Here is an 18,939-nt window from a genome sequence, read left to right as displayed (position 1 = left end):
TTTACGAGGTGATGATCCGGCTGTGGCAGCACTTCAGGCCACCGAAGATAAAGAGGGCCGACAGGCTCTGGAAGGCCATCAGCAGCCAGCTGGCGTTGTCGGCAAGCTCGGTGGTGACGCACTGGTGAGTGAGGTAGACCAGCAGGGTGATCACCCCCAGCAGCAGGCAGTTGATCAAGGTGGTGGAGATAAACCCGATCAGCCAGGCACTGGAAATACTCAAGGCGGAAAATACGCTGCCCATGGCGAGTCGTGCTGCCATAAAACAGCCGAAAAAACCGAAGCCGAGCAGAAATATCATCTCGTCGCGCCAAATATAGCAACCTATTCCCAGCAATATCGCCGCCAGATAGGTGCCAATATAGAAAATTCCGAATAAGCGACCAATTTCATGTTGCATCATTTATCCCCTGTTTTTGGGTAATAAAAGGGTGCCCGACTCGATAAATCCGAGTCGGGTTCCCTTATTTGTGCAGAACGTCCTTTTTTAGGGCGGGTCAGCCTTTGGCTGCGCTGCGCAATTTCGCCTTGAGCGCGCTGTATTCAGTCTGGACGTACACTTCCGCCTCAGGCTGATTGTCGATGCGCTCGATCTTCACCGCGCAGTACTTGTACTCCGGCGTGTGGGAGACGGGATCGACGTGCTCGATGGTGAGCTCGTTGCAGGCCCCGATCCACCACTGGTAGGTCATGTAGACCACCCCGGCGTTGACCCGGTCGTTGTAGTTGGCACGGGTGATCACCTTGCCACGGCGCGACGAGATCCAGACCAGCGCCTGATCCTTCACCCCAAGCTTTTTGGCATCGCTCGGGTGGATCTGCACATAGCCCGGCTCATCGGCCAGGGTCTGCAGCGCCGAGCAGTTGCCGGTCATGGAGCGGCAGGAGTAGTGACCTACCTCGCGCACGGTGGAGAGCACCAGCGGGTACTCGGCACAGGGCTGCTCCAGCGGCGGCCGCCACTCGGAGGCAATCAGCTGACCCTTGCCACTCGGGGTGGTGAACACATTCCCCTCGAACAAGGTGCTGGTGCCCGGGTGATCCTCGGTCGGACAGGGCCACTGCACGCTCTTGAGATCGGCCATCTTGTCGTAGCTGACCCCGGCATAGAGCGGGCAGAGCGCACGCATCTCATCCCAGATCTCTTCGGTGTTGTGGTACTCCATGGGATAACCCATGGCGGTCGCCATCAACGAGAAGATGGCCCAGTCCGGTTTCACGTTCTCAGGGGGCGTCACCGCCTTGTAGAAGCGCTGGAAACCGCGATCTGCCGAGCTGTAGACCCCTTCGTGCTCGCCCCAACTGGTGGCGGGCAGAATGACGTCGGCCATCTCGGCGGTCTGGGTCATGAAGATATCCTGCACGATCACCAGCTCCATCCCTGCCAGAGTGCGGCGGAACTGACCGAGATCTGCCTCGGTCTGGGCCGGATCTTCACCAAAGATGTAGAAGGCCTTGCACTTGCCCTCCTCCACCTTGTGGCCAAGCTCGGTCAGGCGATAGCCGGGCTTTTGGGAGAGTGACTCCACGCCCCACGCCTTGGCGAACTTGGCGCTTATCTCGGGATCGGCCACCGACTGATAGCCCGGGAACTGGTGCGGCAGCATCCCCATGTCACAGGTGCCCTGCACGTTGTTCTGACCGCGAACAGGCCCGCAACCGGTACCGCGGCGACCGAAGTTGCCGGTCAGCAGCGCCAGACCCGCCAGCCCCTTGACCACGTCCACCGCCTGACCGTACTGGGTCACCCCCATGCCCCACAGGATCATGGACGCAGGCGACTCGGCATAGGTGCGAATGGCGGCGCGGATATCGGCGGCCTTGAGGCCGGTGATCCCCTCGACATATTCCGGGGTGTACTTGGCCACTGTGGCCTTGAAGGTGTCGAACCCTTCGGTGTAGTTGGCGACAAAGGCCTTGTTGTAGAGCCCTTCATTGATCAACACGTTGGCGAAGGCGTTAACCAGCGCCATGTTGGAACCGTTTTTGAGCGGCAGCCACTGATCGGCGATGCGGGCGGTCTCCACCATACGGGGATCACACACAATCACCTTGGCCCCGTTTGCCTTCGCCTTGAGGATATGGCGAGCGACGATGGGGTGAGAGTCAGCAGCGTTGTAACCAAACACCAGCAGGCACTTGGTCTCTTGAATTTCGGGAATGGCGTTGCTCATGGCGCCGTTGCCTACAGTTGTCTCCAGACCGGAGACTGAGGGTGCGTGTCACACCCTCGCGCAGTGGTCGACGTTGTTCGTCCCAATCACCGCACGGGCAAATTTCTGCATCACATAGTTGGCTTCATTGCCGGGGCCACGGGCAGAGCCGGTGGTCATGATGGCGTCCGGGCCATATTTCGCCTTGATGGCAGCCAGACGGCTGCTGGCAAACTCGATGGCTTCGTCCCAGGAGACCGCCTCGAACTTGCCACCGCGCTCGCGGCGGATCATCGGGCTCTTGAGACGGGGGGTCAGCAGGTTGGTGTCGTTCAGGAAATCCCAACCGTAATAGCCCTTGAGGCAGAGCTGCCCCTCGTTGGTCCGGCCGTTGGCGCCTTCGGCCCCCACCACCTTGTCGTTTTCAACCAGCAGGTTGATTTTGCAACCGGTGCCGCAATAGGGGCACACGGTAATGACTTTTTTCATGACTCACACTCTTGTTTGTTAACGAAAAACGGCTCGGCAAGCCCGCTCACACCCGCGCCGCCATCGCCAGCAGTGCCTCGGCACTGGCCAGCTGTTTCTGCCGGTTCAGGTTTTCAAGATGCTCCGGCGTGACCAGCCGCAGCGCCTGGGTCGGACACACCTCGACACAGGCCGGGCCCGCCTCGCGGTGACGGCAGAGATCGCACTTGAGCGCCTGTGCCTTGGTCTGCGGACGCTTGAAGAGCGAATCGGCAGCGGGGGCCACCTCTTTGAGCACCACCGCCATGGCGCCGTAAGGACAGGCCACCACGCAGGACTTGCAGCCGATGCAGCGCTCCTGCAACACCTTGACGCAACCATCCTCGCTGACGATGGCATTGTTCGGGCAGGCCATGGCGCACGGCTTGTCTTCACACTGGCGGCAGAGCACCGGCGTGGTCACCTTGCTGCCCACGATCACCTTCAGGCGCGGCTGAAAGTAGCTGTCCTTGGAGACCAGATGTCCATCCTCGATGGCAAGATGCAGGCCGCCCTCCCGCTCAAGGGTCCCGCTGCAAGACCCTGACTGGTGTGAAACGGCGCAGGCCACCTCACAGGTACGACACCCAATACAGAGACTGGGATCTGCAATCACGAAGCTGTTCATAGAGAGGGATCCTAAATGGTTCGTTACACCGGGCCGCCCGCCGACAGGCAAAGAGGCGGCCAGCCCCCCACAAAGCATTTATCAGACCAAAACGGGAAAATGGCGCGATAAAAATTCACAACCATATGAAAATAAAGGAGTAATCAGCAAGAGTGGCTTGCTGTTTACCGCTACTGACGAGGGTGACAACGGGGTGGGAAGTGTGATCGACACGACAAAAGTGACGAGCTCGACACCTGCTACCAACTCCCTGCCCCACCTACATATCGGAAGGATCAAAGGCTTAATCGGAGAGGATGCCGGAGCGGCTTATTGTTTGGTTTTGCTATCAAGCTGGCAGGCCATCATCACGTCAAACAGAACAAATATGGACCACTTATTGGCTAATTTGTTGAGCCAGAGCCGATTTTAAGCCCCTGCCTCTTTAGTTTTTCACCTGTCCGGTTAATATGTGCCACTTGGCAACCAGCTCTGTTGGATGCATATCTAATTTCCAATTAACAACTCATTTATAATTCAAGAGGTCATATGAAGTTAGATATAAATAACATTGATATAGATGATTTCAGCCTCGATTCAAATGGAATTGTCATTCTTCCATGTAATTATCTAGATACTGATAACTATGAATACCATTCAACAGCAATATCATTTTACAAGTATGCGAGCCAAAAAATAAATATTGAATATTTCACCGAACCTGAAATTTTAATAGATCAACGTTCTGGTGACTGGTTTGGCCCTTTACTATTAATTACATCTACAGCCGTAACTCAAAACCCTGAGTTGATATCTATTACTTGTGGTGTGATATCAAGCTATATAACCGACTTTTTTAAAGAAAATGGAAGCGGAAATATTAAATTTAAATTAATTTACAAGGAAGTAGATGACATAAAAATAACTGAGTTTTCCTATGAAGGCAGTTTAGATGGTTTACCCTATCTTGAAAACTCCATCAACAAAATTCTAGATAAGGGTCTGTCTAATGAGTGAACAATTTCTGACCTTCGATGAAATCCATAAAGATTACTGCGATTTTATTGACTCATGTAGTAAATTCAATGTTTATACAAGATCCGTAGACGTACAAACAGATAAAATTAAGGAGTGTGAGAAATATTTACTTAAATTAAAAGAATATAAACATCAGGCAGCAGAACGCCAAAATGAAGTTGCAGCTAATCAGTTTTTCCATATGCAATGTATGATTAATGCGATGAAATCCTCTTTAAATATGTGGCTTAAACTTAAAAACCATCAGTTTGAAGATTCTTGGAGTAATTTAATTGATGCTCAAGAATATCTCTCCATAGCTATTAGAATCAATGACTATGAAGGAGTAAGGACATTCCAATCTCACTTAAAAAATGCGGAGCGTATTTTATTCCCTAGTTGGAATTTCTTTAATAGCCCAGGAATTGTTGAAACTGTCGGAAACTGCTCAATATGTGGGAACTTATTTAGCTCATGTGAACATATAGAAAATGAAATTTATATGGGTGGTCTTTGCCAACGTATTGACAGAAAAATAATTAGATTAGACCATTTCGCATTCGTTGAAAATCCGAGAGATAAGCGTTGCATCATTACCACAATCTCTGATGAAGAAGGAAATGAAATAGATTACTTTACATGTGAGAGAACGGGAAAAACATTTAACAATGAAGATGGTCGACATATTGCTGGTAGGGTTTTTCGTTTTTCTACTTTAGATGTTTTCTAATAAACGCATATGTGAAATATTATGTCGTGGCATTACTGTATACATCTAATTAGTGCCGTAGGGTGCAATAAGTGCAACGCATTGCACCTCTTGCCTCTTTAATACTTGGTGCAATTCACTTCGTTCATTGCACCCTACGATTACATTTTAATGGAATAAGATTTGATGAATATAAAAATCCATAATGAACATAAAGATGACATCTTAAATGTACTTGTTGATAACCTTAGACAATTTAATTTTGATAAAATGGGTGAGGAACGCTCCCAACCTTTAATTGTTGCCATTCATGACGATAATGACGAAGTTGTCGGTGGCATTGCCGGACGTACTATTTATCATCAACTGTTGATCGAGGTGCTTTGGGTACACGATGACAAACGAGGTCAGGGGCTTGGCATTAAATTAATGGAGATTGCTGAACGTGAGGCACAAAAACGGGGATGTATCGCTGCTCAAGTCGACACTCTCTCATTTCAGGCACCAAAATTTTATGAAAAAATGGGATTTAAAATAGTCGGTAAAGTGAGCGGCGTAAAAAATAGTCCTGACCGCTACTTTTTATTGAAGCACTATCATGGAGAGTAATAATTACCGTAGGGTGCAATAAGCGCAGCGCATTGCACCTCTTGCCTATTTAAATACTGTGATCATTTTGATCACAGGCTATAGAGCAAAAAGACTCCATTGCTACCCAACCCCCTTCCTCTTGCCACCCTGCCAGCAATTAATTAGTCACTATTTTATCGTCTGTTTTTCACTCGCTTCGGTAAAAAATAGTGGCCAAACCACTTCCCTAGATAAAACAAACGGTTGCCCGCAGAGCGGGTGAATATTTCAATCAACGGCCAATTAATAACCTTACTCAAAAGGACGTTTTGATTATTTATACCTGAGCATGAACCCGCAGAGTGTGTGTCATTATAAGCTTAACGACAGATGAACAGACTGTGTCCCATGAAACGCATCTTTATATCCGATTAGCTCCCTTCCCATCACAATCCTTTGATTTCCCCTCGATGTTGTATCCACACATACCTGATGTGTTCGGGGCGATCTGCTGTGGCAAACGTGTAAACATCAAACTGACAAGATGAACTCATGAACTGTGATAAACAACAAGCCACTCCCGGCGTCATGCTGGCGGCGATTGGCGTAGTCTATGGCGATATCGGCACCAGCCCGCTCTATACCTTGCGCGAGTGCCTGTCAGGTCAATTCGGGTTCGGCGTCGAGCCGGCCTCCATTCTCGGCTTTCTCTCGCTGATCTTCTGGCTGCTGATCCTGGTGGTGTCGGTCAAGTACCTCTCCTTTGTGATGCGGGCCGATAACGCCGGCGAGGGTGGCATTCTCACCCTGATGTCGCTGGCAACCCGCAACGCCTCCACCCGCTGGACGCCGCTGCTGATCATCCTCGGCCTGATTGGTGGCAGCTTCTTCTATGGCGAGGTGGTGATCACACCGGCGATGTCGGTGATGTCGGCCATCGAGGGTCTGAGCATTCTCACCCCCGCCCTCGACCCCTATATCGTCACCCTTTCGGTGCTGGTGCTGACCCTGCTGTTTGCCATCCAGAAACATGGCACCGCCATGGTGGGCAAGCTGTTTGCCCCCATCATGCTGATCTGGTTTATGACGCTGGCGGTGCTGGGGCTGCGCGGCATCATCCACAACCCCGAGGTGCTGGGTGCGCTCAACCCCATCTGGGCGGTGCGCTTCTTTGTCCAGTACCAGACCACCTCCTTCTTTGCCCTCGGCGCCGTGGTGCTGGCCATCACAGGGGTGGAGGCGCTCTACGCGGATATGGGCCACTTTGGCAAAAATCCAATTCGCCTCGCCTGGTTTATCGTGGTGCTGCCCTCCCTGGTACTCAACTACTTCGGTCAGGGGGCGCTGCTGCTAAGTAACCCCGCCGCCATTGCCAACCCCTTCTTCCTGCTCGCGCCGAAATGGGCGCTGGTGCCGCTGCTGCTGCTGGCGACCATGGCGACGGTGATCGCCTCGCAGGCGGTGATCTCCGGGGTCTTTTCGCTGACTCGGCAGGCAGTGCGGCTGGGGTATCTCTCCCCCATTCGCATCGTTCACACCTCCGAGCAGGAGTCCGGCCAGATCTATATTCCGGTCATCAACTGGATGCTCTATATCTCGGTGGTGATCGTCATCATGAGCTTCGAGCACTCCAGCAATCTGGCGGCGGCCTACGGCATCGCGGTGACCGGCACCATGGTGCTCACCTCGATCCTCTCCTGCTCGGTGGCCAAGAACAGCTGGCACTGGAACAAGTATCTGGTGGCTATCCTGTTTGCCGCGCTGCTCTGTATCGATGTGCCGCTGTTTGCCGCCAACCTCGCCAAGATCTTCTCCGGCGGCTGGCTGCCGCTCACCCTGGGCGCAGTGATGTTCACCGTGATGACCAGCTGGAAGAGCGAGCGTTTCCAGCTTATTCGCCGCCTGAACGAGCACGGCAACTCGCTGGAGCCGATGATCGCCTCGCTTGAAAAATCCCCGCCGACCCGGGTGGCCGGTACTGCGGTCTATATGTCGCGGGTGGTCAATGTGATCCCCCATGCGCTGCTGCACAACCTCAAGCACAACAAGGTGCTGCACGAGCGGATCATCCTGCTCACCCTGCGGGTGGAGGATGTGCCCTACGTCCACAATGTGCGCCGGGTCTGCATCGAGCAGCTCTCCCCCACCTTCTGGCGGGTGGTGGCAAGCTACGGCTGGCGCGAGACCCCGAACGTGGAGGAGATCTTCCACCGCTGCAACGCCGAGGGGCTCAGCTGCCGGATGATGGAGACCTCGTTCTTTATGGCCCACGAGTCGCTCATCATGAAAGACCGCCCCTGGTATCTCTATCTGCGCGGCAAGCTCTTTATGCTGCTGCAGCGCAACGCCCTGCGGGCCCCGGATCAGTTCGAGATCCCGCCCAACCGGGTTATCGAGCTGGGTTCGCAGGTGGATATCTGATGGCGGGTTGATAGCCTCTTAAAGGCATAGAAAACATCAGCAATAGAGAGGGAGGCATGGGCCTCCCTCTGTTGTTTCCGTTCACCCCGATTACCGGCCCCCTCATCCCCAGCCCTTCTCCCGCGAGGGGAGAAGGGGGCAAACCAGTGCAGTTGATTTTGAAACAGTTTGTAGGAAACCTGATGCGCGTTCACCAGTTGCAAGGCATTGAAATGACGATGTAAACAGCCCCTCATGGCCCGCAGCAGTGCAGAGGTAACGCAGACAAAGCTTGCAGAGCCGAGCAATGAGCTCGAGTACAGCGGGCGGGAGCCGGGCATTGCTCCAGATAGTGATTAGCATTGATAATGGTCATAGGCTTCGCGTGTGTTGATTGTGTTTAGCGATAAAATCAGATCACTATCGAAGCCTTTTTTACATCTATTTCAATTGGTTGCCGCTAAAGATCCGGTACATGAAGCCATGATAGGGATTCTGGGTGTGGCAGTTGTTTGGTTTTACTATCACAGCTCGCTGACTATCACTTCACCAGACTGCGCAACCAGCTGATCTCCTCGCCCCAGATGGACTCGTCTATGGTCTCGAGGATCAGCGGAATGCGATCGAAGCGATCATCATTCATGATGTGGTGGAATACCGCCTCTCCCAGATTCCCCTCCCGCAAGCTGTGGTGGCGATCGACCCGGCTACCGAAGGTGCACTTGGCGCCGTTGATATGCATCCCCTTGAGATAGTGAAAACCCACCGTACGGTCGAACTCGGCAAAGACGGCAGCGCAACTCTCTGCAGTGCGCAGATCGTAACCCGCGGCAAAGGCGTGGCAGGTATCGAAACAGATCCCGACCCGGCTCTTGTCCTCCACCCCCTCGATGATGGTGGCGAGGTGCTCGAATGACCAGCCGAGGTTGGTCCCCTGCCCGGCGGTATTCTCAATCACCGCCGTCACCCCTTCACTGCGCTCCAACGCCCAGTTGATGGACTCGCTCACCAACTTGAGGCTGGCCGCCTCTGGGATCTGCTTGAGATGGCTACCGGGATGGAAGTTCAGATAACAGAGCCCCAGCTGCTCGCAGCGTTTCATCTCGTCGAGAAACGCATCGCGGGATTTGGCCAGACCATCGGGATCCGGGTGGCCCAGATTGATGAGGTAACTGTCGTGGGGCAGGATCTGCTCCGGCAGAAAACCGGCCTTGTCACAGGCCGCCTTGAAGGCACGGATGGTGGCATCCGACAAGGGAGCCGCCTGCCACTGACGCTGATTCTTGGTAAAGAGGGCAAACGCGTTGGCCCCGATGGCCTGGGCGCGGGCGATGGTATTATCCACCCCGCCGGCCGCACTGACGTGGGCTCCGATAAATTTCATACAATCTCCTCGATACGGCAAGCCGCCATTATGCCGATCCCGCCCAGCCACGCCAAACCGGGATATCCGATAGCGGGTATCGACAAATAGCGCCGCCTACACAAGGCGCTGCGTTTCATGACGTAATCGGCCTTCGCTGTGGCAACCTCTCCCCAGAAGGGATAGTTAGAGCCCGCCCGCGCCAGCATGGCGCCCATAAAAAAACGCAGCGTATCGCCTGAGCAATAACGCTGCGTCTTTGGGTCTCTCGGCCGTCCCCCTTGCCGTGACCCGAATGGCCAGCGACAAGGGAGCAAGAATGCGCGGGGAGAGTCGCCTTAGAAGGGCATCTTGAAGCCTGGCGGCAGTTGCATGCCACCGGTCAGTTCGCCCATCTTGGCCTTGTTCTGCTCTTCCACACGACGCACGGCATCGTTGCAAGCGGCGGCAACCAGATCTTCCAGCAGCTCCTTGTCATCTTCCATCAGGGAGGGGTCGATCTCGATGCGACGGACGCTGTGGCTACCGGTCATGGTGACCTTGACCATGCCAGCACCGGCTTCACCGGTCACTTCCATCTGAGCCAGCTGCTCCTGCGCCTTCTGCATACGCTCTTGCATCTGTTGGGCCTGTTTCATCAGGTTCCCCATTCCACCTTTACCAAACATATGTCGTCTCTCGTCTTGAAATCCGGCATCCAGCGCCGGGCTGTGGGCTTGTCTGTCCTAGATGGGGACAGCCAAACTGCTTTTCAACCGGAAGCAAGCTCCCGGCCACGGAATTTAGCGGTTGAGGGGCTCAATGCTCTCGTGATGAAGCACGGCACCAAACCGCTGAACTAAAAACTGTACGTTGGGATCCTGCTCCAGATCCCGGGTCACCTGCTCGCGCACCCCGAGATAAAGGCGATGTTCGATCTCAAGGGGGGTCTCCTGGTCAGGCACCACACCAAGCGTCACCTCGACCTGCACCGGTTGACCCAGCGCTGGCCCGATGATCTCGGCCAGATCGGCGCGCGCCTTGTCGCTCACCAGATGGCGCTGCTCGGGCTTGAGGGTTAGCAGTACCTTGTCCCCTTCCCGCGTCATCACCGAGTTGATGGCCAACTGGCGCAGCCGCCCTCCCACCTGAGTGTGAGCGATCAACTCGGCCCAAGGGTCGCCGCAACCATTGAGCAGCGAGGAGGGGATAAGGCGAGTCGCCTCTCCCTCTTGCGGCTCGCTGTCGCTCTCGAGCTCATCCCAGTCGATGGTCTCCATCACCGGCTGAGCGGGCTCATCCTGCGTCACAGGGGCAGCAGCCACCGCCGTGGTAACAACGGGTGGCTGGGCCGCAGGTGCTGGCGTCACCGCAGGCGCCGTCGCACTGTGCTCACCGGGCCGATAGCTCGGCTGCCCGTCGAGATCCCAGGGTGGCAGATCGGATGGCTGGGCCGGTGCCGTGACAGAGGCGTGGCTTATCACCGGAGTCTGCCCGGCAAAGCCCTGATTGAGGTACTCTTCGTAATCGCCGTTGTCACCCTGTGGCTCGTAACCGTCGCCATAGAGATCCACCGGTGGCAGCTCATCATAGTGTCCCATCGCCGCCATCCCCTGCCCGGCCGGTTGGCTGACCGGAGCAGGCTGTTGGGTGACGACCGGAGCGGCGGCGGGCGCGACAGAACGAGCTGGCGCAACCGGCACTGCGCGCGGCGCGGGCGCCGCCGGGGCATCCTGACCACGCTGGCGGCTGCGCAGCATATTTCGCTTGCCAAGCAGGCTCTGCATGCTCGATACCGCTGAAACAGCTTCAGGAGCGGTAACCGGCGCGCTACGGGAATAGTCCATATCGACTGCGGAAGGCACTCGATCATCAGCATCAACGGGCTGTGCAGCTGAGTGCGCTGGCACATCGGACTGCGCATGGGGCAACGCGGGCTCGGGTTGATACCCCATGCCCGCAGCCTCGCGCAGCAACTCATCCTGCTGGCTGAACAGCTCGGCGGCTTGCGCCTCCTCCTCGCTATCGGCGGGGTTGCCGATATCATCCGCCATCGCAGGCATGGAGATATCAACCGCGGGCACGGCGCCGCTGATCGGTGCCAGTGCGGCCGATTCAGCGGCCGGGCGCTTTCCCGGCAAGGAGGCTACCGGCGTTGCATTGCTCGTCATTGACGGGGGCAACGCGGTGAGGCTGGCCGGATGCAGGGCATCGCGCCTTGGGGAGAAGGCGAGCATCCGCAGGCAGGTCATCTCCAGCGCGGTGCGGCCATCGGGGGCCCAGGGCAGATCTTTACGGCCACCCAGCACGATCTGGTAGCAGAGCTGCACCTCTTCCGGGCTCATCGCCTTGGCCAGTTGCAGCAGGGAATCGGCATCCGCCCCCTGCTCCTGCACACTGGCAGGCAGCAGTTGCGCCATGGCGATGCGATGGAGCAAGCCTTCCAGCTCGGCGTGGAGCTGATCAAAATCGGGGCCCAGGGTGGCGATCTCGGTGATCTTGGCCATGGTCGCTGGCGCATCTTGCCGCAAAATGGCTTCCAGCAGCTGGTGCAGATGGCGGTGATCGAGCGTGCCCAGCATCGCCAGCACGCTGTCGAGGCGCACGCTACCATTGCCGTGGGCCAGCGCCTGATCGGTCAAGCTCAGGGCATCGCGCATACTGCCGTCAGCGGCTTTGGCCAAAGCCTGCAGGGCGCGGGGCTCGAAGGGCTGCCCCTCCTGATCCAGCACCCATTCGAGCTGCTTGGCAATCTGGGTCTGATCCAGACTCTTCAGATGAAACTGCAGGCAGCGCGAGAGGATGGTAATGGGCAGCTTCTGCGGATCCGTGGTAGCCAGCAGAAACTTCACATAGGGGGGCGGCTCTTCCAGGGTTTTCAGCAGCGCGTTGAAGCTGTGGCGCGACAACATGTGCACTTCATCGATGAGGTAGACCTTGAAGCGGCCGCGGGCCGGACGGTACTGCACGTTGTCGAGCAGCTCGCGGGTATCTTCCACCTTGGTGCGGGACGCCGCGTCAATCTCCAGCAAGTCGACAAAGTTGCCCTGATCGATCTCGCGGCAGGTATCACAGACGCCGCACGGGTGGCTGCTGATCCCCTGCTCGCAGTTGAGGCTCTTGGCCAGAATACGGGCGATGGTGGTCTTGCCGACCCCACGGGTACCGCTCAGCAGATAGGCGTGATGCAGCCGTCCCTGATCCAGGGCGTTGGTCAAGGCGGTCAGCACATGTTGCTGGCCTACCACTTGTTCAAACGTATGGGGGCGCCATTTGCGCGCCAGAACCTGATAGCTCATAAATCCATCATGCAGGGAAGACAGGGCATTGAGGCCGGATGCTAACACAAATGGCGGGCTGGCTGTATCGGCTATCGGTGACAGCGGGAGGGATCGCTTGATTTTCAAGCCGATGCCCGCAAGGGCACCGGTTCAACGCAGGCCCGATGCAGAGGATCGGGCCGAAGAGGCATTACTCGCCGGCCAGCTCGACCAGTGAGACCACCTTGATGCCAGCGGCAGTCAGGCGGGCATCGCCACCCAGAGACGGCAGGGAGATGATGAAGGCCGCATCGGCCACTTCACCACCGGCACGGCGGATCAGCTTGACGGTCGCATCGACGGTACCACCGGTCGCCAGCAAATCGTCCACGACCAGCACCTTGTCACCGGGTACGATGGCATCGGTGTGCAGTTGCAGGGTGTCGGTGCCGTACTCGAGGGCATAGGACTCCTCGATCACTTCGCGCGGCAGCTTGCCCGGCTTGCGGACCGGCACGAAGCCCAGCCCCATGGCATAGGCAACCGGCGCGCCAAAGATGAAGCCGCGAGCTTCGGTGCCAACAATCTTGGTGATCCCTTGATCACGATAATGATTGGCCAGCAGATCGATGGTGGCCTTGAAGGCCTCGGCGTTCTCGATCAGGCTGGTGATGTCACGAAACAGAATGCCCGGCTTCGGATAGTCGGGAATGGTCTTGATGCTTGCTTCGATAAATTTCAGGGTTTCCGGATTCATGTGTTGACCGCTTATTTTTTGACCCAGGGGTGGCCATTTTTTCTCAATTCCCTTCTGCGGGAAATAAAAAAGCCTGTCACGCAAAAATGACAGGCCGACTCCATAGCATTATTGCTGCAATAGCTTAGGGACTTCACTTCGCCATTGCAACTGGCTCCAGCACCGGCAGACGCATTAACCAGGTGAGCAGGATCACCATTATGACAACCAGCAACCCCTTGACCCACAGCAGTGGCACCACCGCCAGTGACACCGAAAAGGTGAGCAAAATAAAGATAATGGCGCGCCGTCTGGCCTGACGACGAATGCCGCGATACTGCTGCCAGTCCACGATGGGCGGGCCAAACCAGGGATGGGTCAATAGCCAGCGATGAAAACGGGGCGATGAGCGGGCAAACAGAGCGGCAGCCAGCAACATGAAGGGGGTGGTCGGCAAGAGCGGCAGCACAATGCCCACAATACCGGTGGCAAATGCCAGCCACCCGAGCGCCATCAGACACCAACGCTTCATTCCTTCTCCTTGCGTGATTTATCTCCCTCTAGCCTAACAGAGTTTGAGCGGGTGCTGACAGCGGGCCGCAACCCCACTACAATCTGCGCTCTTTTTTCTTGCCACTCTCGTCGGAAAGCCGTTATGCGCGTTATTTTGGCCCCCATGCAGGGGGTACTGGATCACCTGATGCGGGAGGTTCTCACCTCCGTCAATGATTACGATCTCTGCGTGAGCGAGTTTATCCGGGTCGTCGATCAACTGCTGCCCGCCAAGGTGTTCTACCGCCTCTGCCCTGAACTGCTGCAAGATGGCAAAACCCGCGCAGGCACCCCGGTGCGGGTCCAGCTGCTGGGGCAACACCCCGAGTGGCTGGCCGAGAACGCCTTGCGCGCCATCGAGCTGGGCTCCCCCGGCGTCGATCTCAACTTCGGCTGTCCCGCCCCTACGGTCAACAAGAGCAAGGGCGGTGCGGTGCTGCTCAAAGAGCCCGAGACCATCTATCGCATCGTCAAGGCGGTGCGCGAGGCGGTGCCCGCCCATCTGCCGGTAAGCGCCAAAATTCGCCTCGGTTACGACGACAAGGATCTCTATCTAGAGAACGCTCAGGCGGTCTTTCATGGGGGAGCCAACGAGCTGGCCGTTCATGCCCGCACCAAGCGCGAAGGGTACAAGGCCCCCGCCCACTGGGAGTATGTGGACGCCATTCGCCGCGCCCTGCCCATCCCCGTCACCGCCAACGGCGAAATTTGGGATCATAAAGATGCCCTCACCTGCGCCAGGGTCTCGGGTTGCGATGCCCTGATGGTCGGGCGCGGCGCCATCTCCCTGCCCAATCTGGCCAACGTGATGAAAACCGGCTGCCCGCACATGAGCTGGGCCGAGGTGCTGCAGTTGATGGTGAGCTATACCGAGCAGGATCTTGCCAGCGAAAAAGCCGACTACTACCCCAGCCGCATCAAACAGTGGTTCAGCTATCTCAAGCGGGAATATCCCGAAGCGGACCTGCTGTTTCAGGAGATCCGGGTACTCAAAGAGACGGCTCCCATCCGCGATGCCCTGCTGCAAGCAGCCAAAAGCCACGGCTAACCACGTTTAACTTGACGCATATCATCTTGATAGAGTTATCGGATCCCTATACTGCCCCGAATCTGTCGTCTGTCCTGTGGGGGATAATGTGTGTGAAATGACGCAAGCACAGTTGACTGTCTGGCGTAATCGCCTGCTGTCAGACTGGGCCCAAGTACGAGAAACGCTGATCGGTCAGCTCAAAGCCTGCCGCCGTGACGAGTGGGCCGAACAGGTCGGTCACTGCGAGCAGGATCAACTGGTGGAACTGACCAGCCGGCTGGATCTGCCGAAGGTTGAGCAGAGCGTGGCCCGCCTCAAGCGGATCGATGCGGCACTCTGCCAGATGGATCTCGGCCTCTATGGCCTCTGCTCCGATTGTGAAGAGCCGCTTTCCATCGAACAGCTGGAACAGGATCCGACCCTGCAACGCTGCCCGCGCTGCGAAGCCCGCTATCGCAAGGGATTCCACGCCCACGAACTGTGAGGGATGCACATCTGTGCATCCGCTCAACCCTCAGCACTGGTTACTCCGTCGTTCCTGTCCAATACTCAACCGTATCAGCCTGTTCGAGGATATGCGTTGTGTACAGACTCTTGTTGTTATGGTGTTTGTGTTGCCAGGCTACGGCACAGGAGTCATTGGTCGTCGGCTGGGTCGACTGGCAGCCCTTCAGTTATCGCAATGAACAACAACAGCTCCGCGGACTGGATGTGGAGCTGCTCAACGCCATCTTCCTGCGGGCCGGTTATCAGGCCAAATTCAGTGAAATGCCCTGGGCTCGCGTGTTGCACGAGCTGAAATTCGGCACGGTTCAACTGGCCATGTCAGCCAATATCACCGCCGAGCGGCAGCAATATGCCCGCTTCAGCCACCCCTATCGGGAAGAGGAGACGGCCATCGTCATCCGTCGGCAAGATGCCGATCGCTGGCGCGGGATTACCACCCTGGAGCAGTTGATCAACACCCCTGACTTTCATATCGGGGTGCTCAAGGGCTTTGATTACGGCAATACCTTCCGCCAGTTGATGGCAAGGCCCGAGCTGCAGCCCCGTTTGCAGATGCGCCTGCGGCTGGATCAGTTGCTGAAGATGTTGCAAGGGGGACGGATCCAGGGGTTTATTCTGGATCCCCACGGACTGCAGGAGTGGCAGGGTAAGGATGGCATGCAGGACAAGCTGTATATTCTGCTGCATATCGAACAGACACCGGTTCACCTGATGCTGAGCAAAGAGAGCACCACAGAAGCGCAACTGCAGCGGATCAATCAGGCTATCGATCAATTGAAACAGAGTCCCGACTATCAGCAGATCCTCGATCGCTACCAGTTCAGACCCCTGCATTCACAGGAAAACACTCATAAGTAAGGGGAGCATCTGCTCCCCTTGCAGTCTCAAGCAAACCCAATCCTGTCTCAAACAGCCCTGGTTGCAACTTGCCAGGACGTTTTGGTCACCGATAACGTGATGGATTACTTCTGCCTGTCAGCGTCCCAGCACAATGTCGGCAAGGTGGGCGAAGTGGTGGATTTCGTGGGTGGCATCGCACTCGCCCGCTTGCCGCGCCGGGTTGTACCAGCAGGTTGCCAGCCCCTGCGCCGCCGCCCCGGCAATATCAGTTTTCGGGTTATCCCCCACCATCAGTACCCGCGCAGGATCCGGCTGCCCCATCAGGGAGAGGGTGTGCTGGAAAATGGCTGGCGCCGGCTTGGTCACCCGGATCTCGTCGGAGATCACCAGCGGCTCGAACCACTCGCTCCAGCCCAGTTTGCCGAGCCGCCCCCGCTGAGGCACGCTGAAACCATTGGTGATGATCCCCATCCGCACCTTGCTGCGTAGCTGCTGCAGGGTCTCGACCACCCCTTCGAGAGGCATGCTAAGGGCAATGATCTGCTCCAGAAAGGTTTTGTTCATCGCCATGGGATCGGCGGCAACCTGCTGTGCAAAGAGGGAGAAGCGGGTCTGCTGCAACGCCGTTGCATCGATCTCGCCGTCGTTGTATTGCTGCCAGAGCCCATGGTTGAGGGCGTGGTACTGCGCCATGCTGGCGTCATCAGCCTGTACGCCATAGATCTGCAAGGTGTGCGTCAGCGCAGAGGCGACCGGAAAATCGAGCAGGGTTTCATCCAAATCGAACAGCACCCAGTCATAGCTTGGTTGTTTCACAGAACTCCTTGTTATCATTCAGATTGTTCAGAAGCTTGGCGACCAACTCTGCCAAGCGGGCTGGCCAGCAGATCCAGCGTGAGACGCACGCCAAAGCCGGTTACTTCGCTGGAGACCACCCCATTGCCCCCCTTGTTGCGAAAACCGCTCAGGTCGAAGTGCAGCCAGGGGGTCTGCTCGGGCACGAAGTGGGCGAGGAAACGGGCCGCATCAATGTGATCCGGCGAACTGCCCGGCGCACATTGCAACAGATCGGCCCACTCGCTCTCGATGTTGTCGTCGTAATCGTCATCAAGCGGGAAGGGCCAGATCCGCTCACCGCTGCGCTGACCCAGATTGACCAGTGATGCCATCCATTCGCTGCGATTGGTAAAGACGCCGCTGTAGCGGCTACCCAGCGCCCGTTTGCAGGCCCCGGTCAGGGTCGCGTAATCGAGCAGCAGATCCGGAGTATCCTGCACCGCCATTGCCAGGGTATCGGCCAATACCATTCGCCCTTCGGCATCGGTATCGACCACCTCGATGGAGGTGCCATTGATGGCAGTCACCACCTCGCCAGGACGATAGGCGTGAGGGCCGATATGGTTCTCGGCAATGGCCAGCCAGCAGTGTACCTCGTAGGGTAGCTGAGCCCGGCTGATGGCGTAGAGGGCCCCCAGCGCCACCGCGCTGCCCCCCATGTCCAGATGCATGCCATACATGCTGCCAGAGACCTTGAGGTTGTAACCGCCGGAGTCGTGACAGATCCCCTTGCCTACCAGTGCAATGCAGCGCACCGGCTTGGGTGGATAGTAGCTGAGCTTGACCATTGCCCCCTGATTGTCTTCCGAGCCACGAGCAACGGCCAGAAACGCCCCCGCCCCCAACTCGGCCAGCTGTGCCTGATCATAGTGATGGCACTGCCACCCCTCATCTTGCGCCAGCTTGCTGACAAACTCGCGATAGCTGGCGGCCGTCAGCTCGGAGGCAGGCAACACCGCCAGATGGCGAGCCAACCCGTTACCCCCCGCTTCGCTGTAAAGGCGCGCCAAGTCCAGCACCACCGCGGGTGAAACCTTGATCTGCTGGTAGCTCCAGCTGATTTCGCTGCGGCGCTTGCTGGTGGGCAACGAAATATTGGCAGCAAGCAGGGCTGACAACATCACTTCGGCCAGCATCACTCGCTCGGAGGGGGAAAAACCTTCCAGATGCAGCCCGAGGCGCTCCACATTGAGCCCAGAAAGAGGAGCAATCCAGCCTCTGATCTGTTTATAGAGGCGGTGATCCCGCGTCACACTGCCGGCCACAAACATCACCTGCAACAGGGTATTGCCATGCATCAGGGTAAAGGGCGCTTTTTTCCCCAGCGCAAGCTGGGTCTGGAGACCCGCAAGGGCGGGCAGCGAAAGTAAAGACTCCTTCTGCTCTTCGGCGATCAGCAGCAGTTGCAACGGCAGCCCTTGGGCAAGGGCTTCGGTCAGCGTGGCATCCCGGCTTTCAATAGCAGGAGGAAGATAGGTGAAGGAAGTGATCACAGGCGCGTGCCTCATCCATGAAGAGATACCTGATGATACCCAACAAATGGTTGATACGACCAGTTTTGGTCTTGAAAAAGCGTCAGAAATAGCAGCAATCACCAGATGGTGACGAGCATCAAGAAGGATTGTTCAATGATTGGCAATGCAGGAAGGGAACGTACAGAAAGTTGGTTGCGGGGGCCGGATTTGAACCGACGACCTTCGGGTTATGAGCCCGACGAGCTACCGAGCTGCTCCACCCCGCGTCCGAATTATCACCATCAAGCCGAGCAGTAGCTTGATGGCGTTTGTCTGCTTTCGATTGTTTACACAATCGTACGCTGACGAAAAATTTGGTTGCGGGGGCCGGATTTGAACCGACGACCTTCGGGTTATG

At 56.7% G+C, this 18,939-nt stretch carries 18 protein-coding genes, 1 tRNA gene and 1 pseudogene; 8 read left to right on the top strand and 12 right to left on the bottom strand.

All coding sequences use genetic code 11. The features are described from left to right. Position 1: 1 nt before the first annotated feature. The 3 genes from AB5Z05_RS02405 to AB5Z05_RS02395 form a co-directional block, all read right to left on the bottom strand. Complete coding sequence (locus AB5Z05_RS02405) at positions 2-301, bottom strand: hypothetical protein (RefSeq protein WP_368150011.1); 300 nt, start codon at positions 299-301, stop codon at positions 2-4. Between the two features lie 196 nt (positions 302-497). Further along, positions 498-2,642 carry a formate dehydrogenase subunit alpha gene (gene fdhF / locus AB5Z05_RS02400; RefSeq protein ID WP_368150010.1) on the bottom strand — a complete coding sequence of 715 codons (2,145 nt, stop codon included), beginning with the start codon at positions 2,640-2,642 and terminating at the stop codon, positions 498-500. A gap of 46 nt (positions 2,643-2,688) precedes the next feature. Continuing rightward, positions 2,689-3,288 carry a 4Fe-4S dicluster domain-containing protein gene (locus tag AB5Z05_RS02395; RefSeq protein WP_368150009.1) on the bottom strand — a complete coding sequence of 200 codons (600 nt, stop codon included), beginning with the start codon at positions 3,286-3,288 and terminating at the stop codon, positions 2,689-2,691. 528 nt (positions 3,289-3,816) lie between these two features. Between AB5Z05_RS02395 and AB5Z05_RS02390 the strand changes: the two genes are divergently transcribed. The 4 genes from AB5Z05_RS02390 to kup all read left to right on the top strand — a co-directional run bounded on the left by AB5Z05_RS02390 (position 3,817) and on the right by kup (position 7,984). After that, the gene (locus tag AB5Z05_RS02390; RefSeq protein WP_075114748.1) at positions 3,817-4,284 is read left to right on the top strand and encodes a hypothetical protein; all 468 of its coding nucleotides are present in this window, start codon (positions 3,817-3,819) and stop codon (positions 4,282-4,284) included. After that, a complete protein-coding gene (locus AB5Z05_RS02385) occupies positions 4,277-5,014 on the top strand; it encodes a hypothetical protein (protein WP_368150008.1) in 738 nt (245 codons plus the stop codon). Before AB5Z05_RS02390 ends, AB5Z05_RS02385 begins: the two co-directional genes overlap by 8 nt. Before the next feature lie 165 nt (positions 5,015-5,179). Next, positions 5,180-5,602: a GNAT family N-acetyltransferase gene (locus AB5Z05_RS02380; RefSeq protein WP_368150007.1), complete on the top strand. Its 423-nt coding sequence runs from the start codon at positions 5,180-5,182 to the stop codon at positions 5,600-5,602. A 513-nt stretch (positions 5,603-6,115) separates the two neighbouring features. Continuing rightward, positions 6,116-7,984 (top strand): low affinity potassium transporter Kup, encoded by a 1,869-nt coding sequence (gene kup, locus AB5Z05_RS02375; RefSeq protein WP_013723794.1) that lies wholly within the window; start codon positions 6,116-6,118, stop codon positions 7,982-7,984. Between the two features lie 149 nt (positions 7,985-8,133). Here the strand turns inward: kup and AB5Z05_RS02370 are convergent. The 6 genes and pseudogenes from AB5Z05_RS02370 to AB5Z05_RS02345 all read right to left on the bottom strand — a co-directional run. Next, positions 8,134-8,339: pseudogene (locus AB5Z05_RS02370) on the bottom strand (IS4 family transposase); the annotation flags it as partial. 165 nt (positions 8,340-8,504) lie between these two features. Beyond that, positions 8,505-9,347, bottom strand: a complete 843-nt coding sequence (gene nfo / locus AB5Z05_RS02365; RefSeq protein ID WP_368150006.1) for a deoxyribonuclease IV — start codon at positions 9,345-9,347, stop codon at positions 8,505-8,507. Positions 9,348-9,664: 317 nt separating this feature from the next. Then, positions 9,665-9,994, bottom strand: coding sequence for a YbaB/EbfC family nucleoid-associated protein (locus AB5Z05_RS02360; RefSeq protein ID WP_005333445.1), 330 nt, complete (start codon positions 9,992-9,994; stop codon positions 9,665-9,667). A 114-nt stretch (positions 9,995-10,108) separates the two neighbouring features. Further along, a complete protein-coding gene (dnaX, locus tag AB5Z05_RS02355) occupies positions 10,109-12,604 on the bottom strand; it encodes a DNA polymerase III subunit gamma/tau (RefSeq protein ID WP_368150005.1) in 2,496 nt (831 codons plus the stop codon). Between the two features lie 172 nt (positions 12,605-12,776). Continuing rightward, complete coding sequence (apt, locus tag AB5Z05_RS02350) at positions 12,777-13,322, bottom strand: adenine phosphoribosyltransferase (protein ID WP_005352403.1); 546 nt, start codon at positions 13,320-13,322, stop codon at positions 12,777-12,779. A 133-nt stretch (positions 13,323-13,455) separates the two neighbouring features. Next, entirely contained in the window at positions 13,456-13,833 is a 378-nt protein-coding gene (locus AB5Z05_RS02345) for a YbaN family protein (RefSeq protein ID WP_019445809.1), read from the bottom strand. A gap of 123 nt (positions 13,834-13,956) precedes the next feature. On the opposite strand from AB5Z05_RS02345, the gene dusC reads away from it, so the two are divergent. From dusC to AB5Z05_RS02330, 3 genes are all read left to right on the top strand, one after another. Then, on the top strand, positions 13,957-14,901 hold the full coding sequence (gene dusC / locus AB5Z05_RS02340; RefSeq protein ID WP_368150004.1) for a tRNA dihydrouridine(16) synthase DusC: 945 nt from the start codon (positions 13,957-13,959) through the stop codon (positions 14,899-14,901). Between the two features lie 97 nt (positions 14,902-14,998). Next, positions 14,999-15,367, top strand: a complete 369-nt coding sequence (locus AB5Z05_RS02335; RefSeq protein WP_019445807.1) for an RNA polymerase-binding protein DksA — start codon at positions 14,999-15,001, stop codon at positions 15,365-15,367. A 155-nt stretch (positions 15,368-15,522) separates the two neighbouring features. Continuing rightward, positions 15,523-16,248: a substrate-binding periplasmic protein gene (locus AB5Z05_RS02330; RefSeq protein ID WP_368150003.1), complete on the top strand. Its 726-nt coding sequence runs from the start codon at positions 15,523-15,525 to the stop codon at positions 16,246-16,248. A gap of 117 nt (positions 16,249-16,365) precedes the next feature. On the opposite strand, the gene yjjG is transcribed toward AB5Z05_RS02330, so the two are convergent. Together yjjG and AB5Z05_RS02320 are read right to left on the bottom strand one after the other, a co-directional pair. Then, positions 16,366-17,046, bottom strand: coding sequence for a pyrimidine 5'-nucleotidase (yjjG, locus tag AB5Z05_RS02325; RefSeq protein ID WP_201910631.1), 681 nt, complete (start codon positions 17,044-17,046; stop codon positions 16,366-16,368). Between the two features lie 14 nt (positions 17,047-17,060). Next, positions 17,061-18,560, bottom strand: a complete 1,500-nt coding sequence (locus tag AB5Z05_RS02320) for a leucyl aminopeptidase family protein (RefSeq protein ID WP_368150002.1) — start codon at positions 18,558-18,560, stop codon at positions 17,061-17,063. Here AB5Z05_RS02320 and AB5Z05_RS02315 point away from each other — a divergent pair. Beyond that, positions 18,544-18,672: a hypothetical protein gene (locus AB5Z05_RS02315; RefSeq protein ID WP_265339925.1), complete on the top strand. Its 129-nt coding sequence runs from the start codon at positions 18,544-18,546 to the stop codon at positions 18,670-18,672. The two genes, AB5Z05_RS02320 and AB5Z05_RS02315, sit on opposite strands and share 17 nt — an antisense overlap. 59 nt (positions 18,673-18,731) lie before the next feature. Here AB5Z05_RS02315 and AB5Z05_RS02310 read toward each other — a convergent pair. Further along, positions 18,732-18,808 (bottom strand) — tRNA-Met (locus tag AB5Z05_RS02310). Between the last annotated feature and the right edge of the window lie 131 nt (positions 18,809-18,939).

The organism is Aeromonas sp. R2-4, from assembly GCF_040908365.1.
In the GTDB taxonomy this organism is placed as follows: Bacteria; Pseudomonadota; Gammaproteobacteria; order Enterobacterales; family Aeromonadaceae; genus Aeromonas; species Aeromonas veronii.
Note: the sequence above shows the minus strand (reverse complement) of the source record. Positions and strands in the feature narration are given on the sequence as shown.

Coding starts and splice junctions, on each gene's coding strand:
- AB5Z05_RS02335 (WP_019445807.1), top strand. CDS start 14,999: ATGACGCAAGCACAGTTGACTGTCTGGCGTAATCGCCTGCTGTCAGAC.
- dusC (WP_368150004.1), top strand. CDS start 13,957: ATGCGCGTTATTTTGGCCCCCATGCAGGGGGTACTGGATCACCTGATG.
- apt (WP_005352403.1), bottom strand. CDS start 13,322: ATGAATCCGGAAACCCTGAAATTTATCGAAGCAAGCATCAAGACCATT.
- AB5Z05_RS02385 (WP_368150008.1), top strand. CDS start 4,277: ATGAGTGAACAATTTCTGACCTTCGATGAAATCCATAAAGATTACTGC.
- AB5Z05_RS02345 (WP_019445809.1), bottom strand. CDS start 13,833: ATGAAGCGTTGGTGTCTGATGGCGCTCGGGTGGCTGGCATTTGCCACC.
- AB5Z05_RS02390 (WP_075114748.1), top strand. CDS start 3,817: ATGAAGTTAGATATAAATAACATTGATATAGATGATTTCAGCCTCGAT.
- AB5Z05_RS02380 (WP_368150007.1), top strand. CDS start 5,180: ATGAATATAAAAATCCATAATGAACATAAAGATGACATCTTAAATGTA.
- AB5Z05_RS02360 (WP_005333445.1), bottom strand. CDS start 9,994: ATGTTTGGTAAAGGTGGAATGGGGAACCTGATGAAACAGGCCCAACAG.
- dnaX (WP_368150005.1), bottom strand. CDS start 12,604: ATGAGCTATCAGGTTCTGGCGCGCAAATGGCGCCCCCATACGTTTGAA.
- kup (WP_013723794.1), top strand. CDS start 6,116: ATGAACTGTGATAAACAACAAGCCACTCCCGGCGTCATGCTGGCGGCG.
- nfo (WP_368150006.1), bottom strand. CDS start 9,347: ATGAAATTTATCGGAGCCCACGTCAGTGCGGCCGGCGGGGTGGATAAT.
- AB5Z05_RS02405 (WP_368150011.1), bottom strand. CDS start 301: ATGATATTTCTGCTCGGCTTCGGTTTTTTCGGCTGTTTTATGGCAGCA.
- AB5Z05_RS02395 (WP_368150009.1), bottom strand. CDS start 3,288: ATGAACAGCTTCGTGATTGCAGATCCCAGTCTCTGTATTGGGTGTCGT.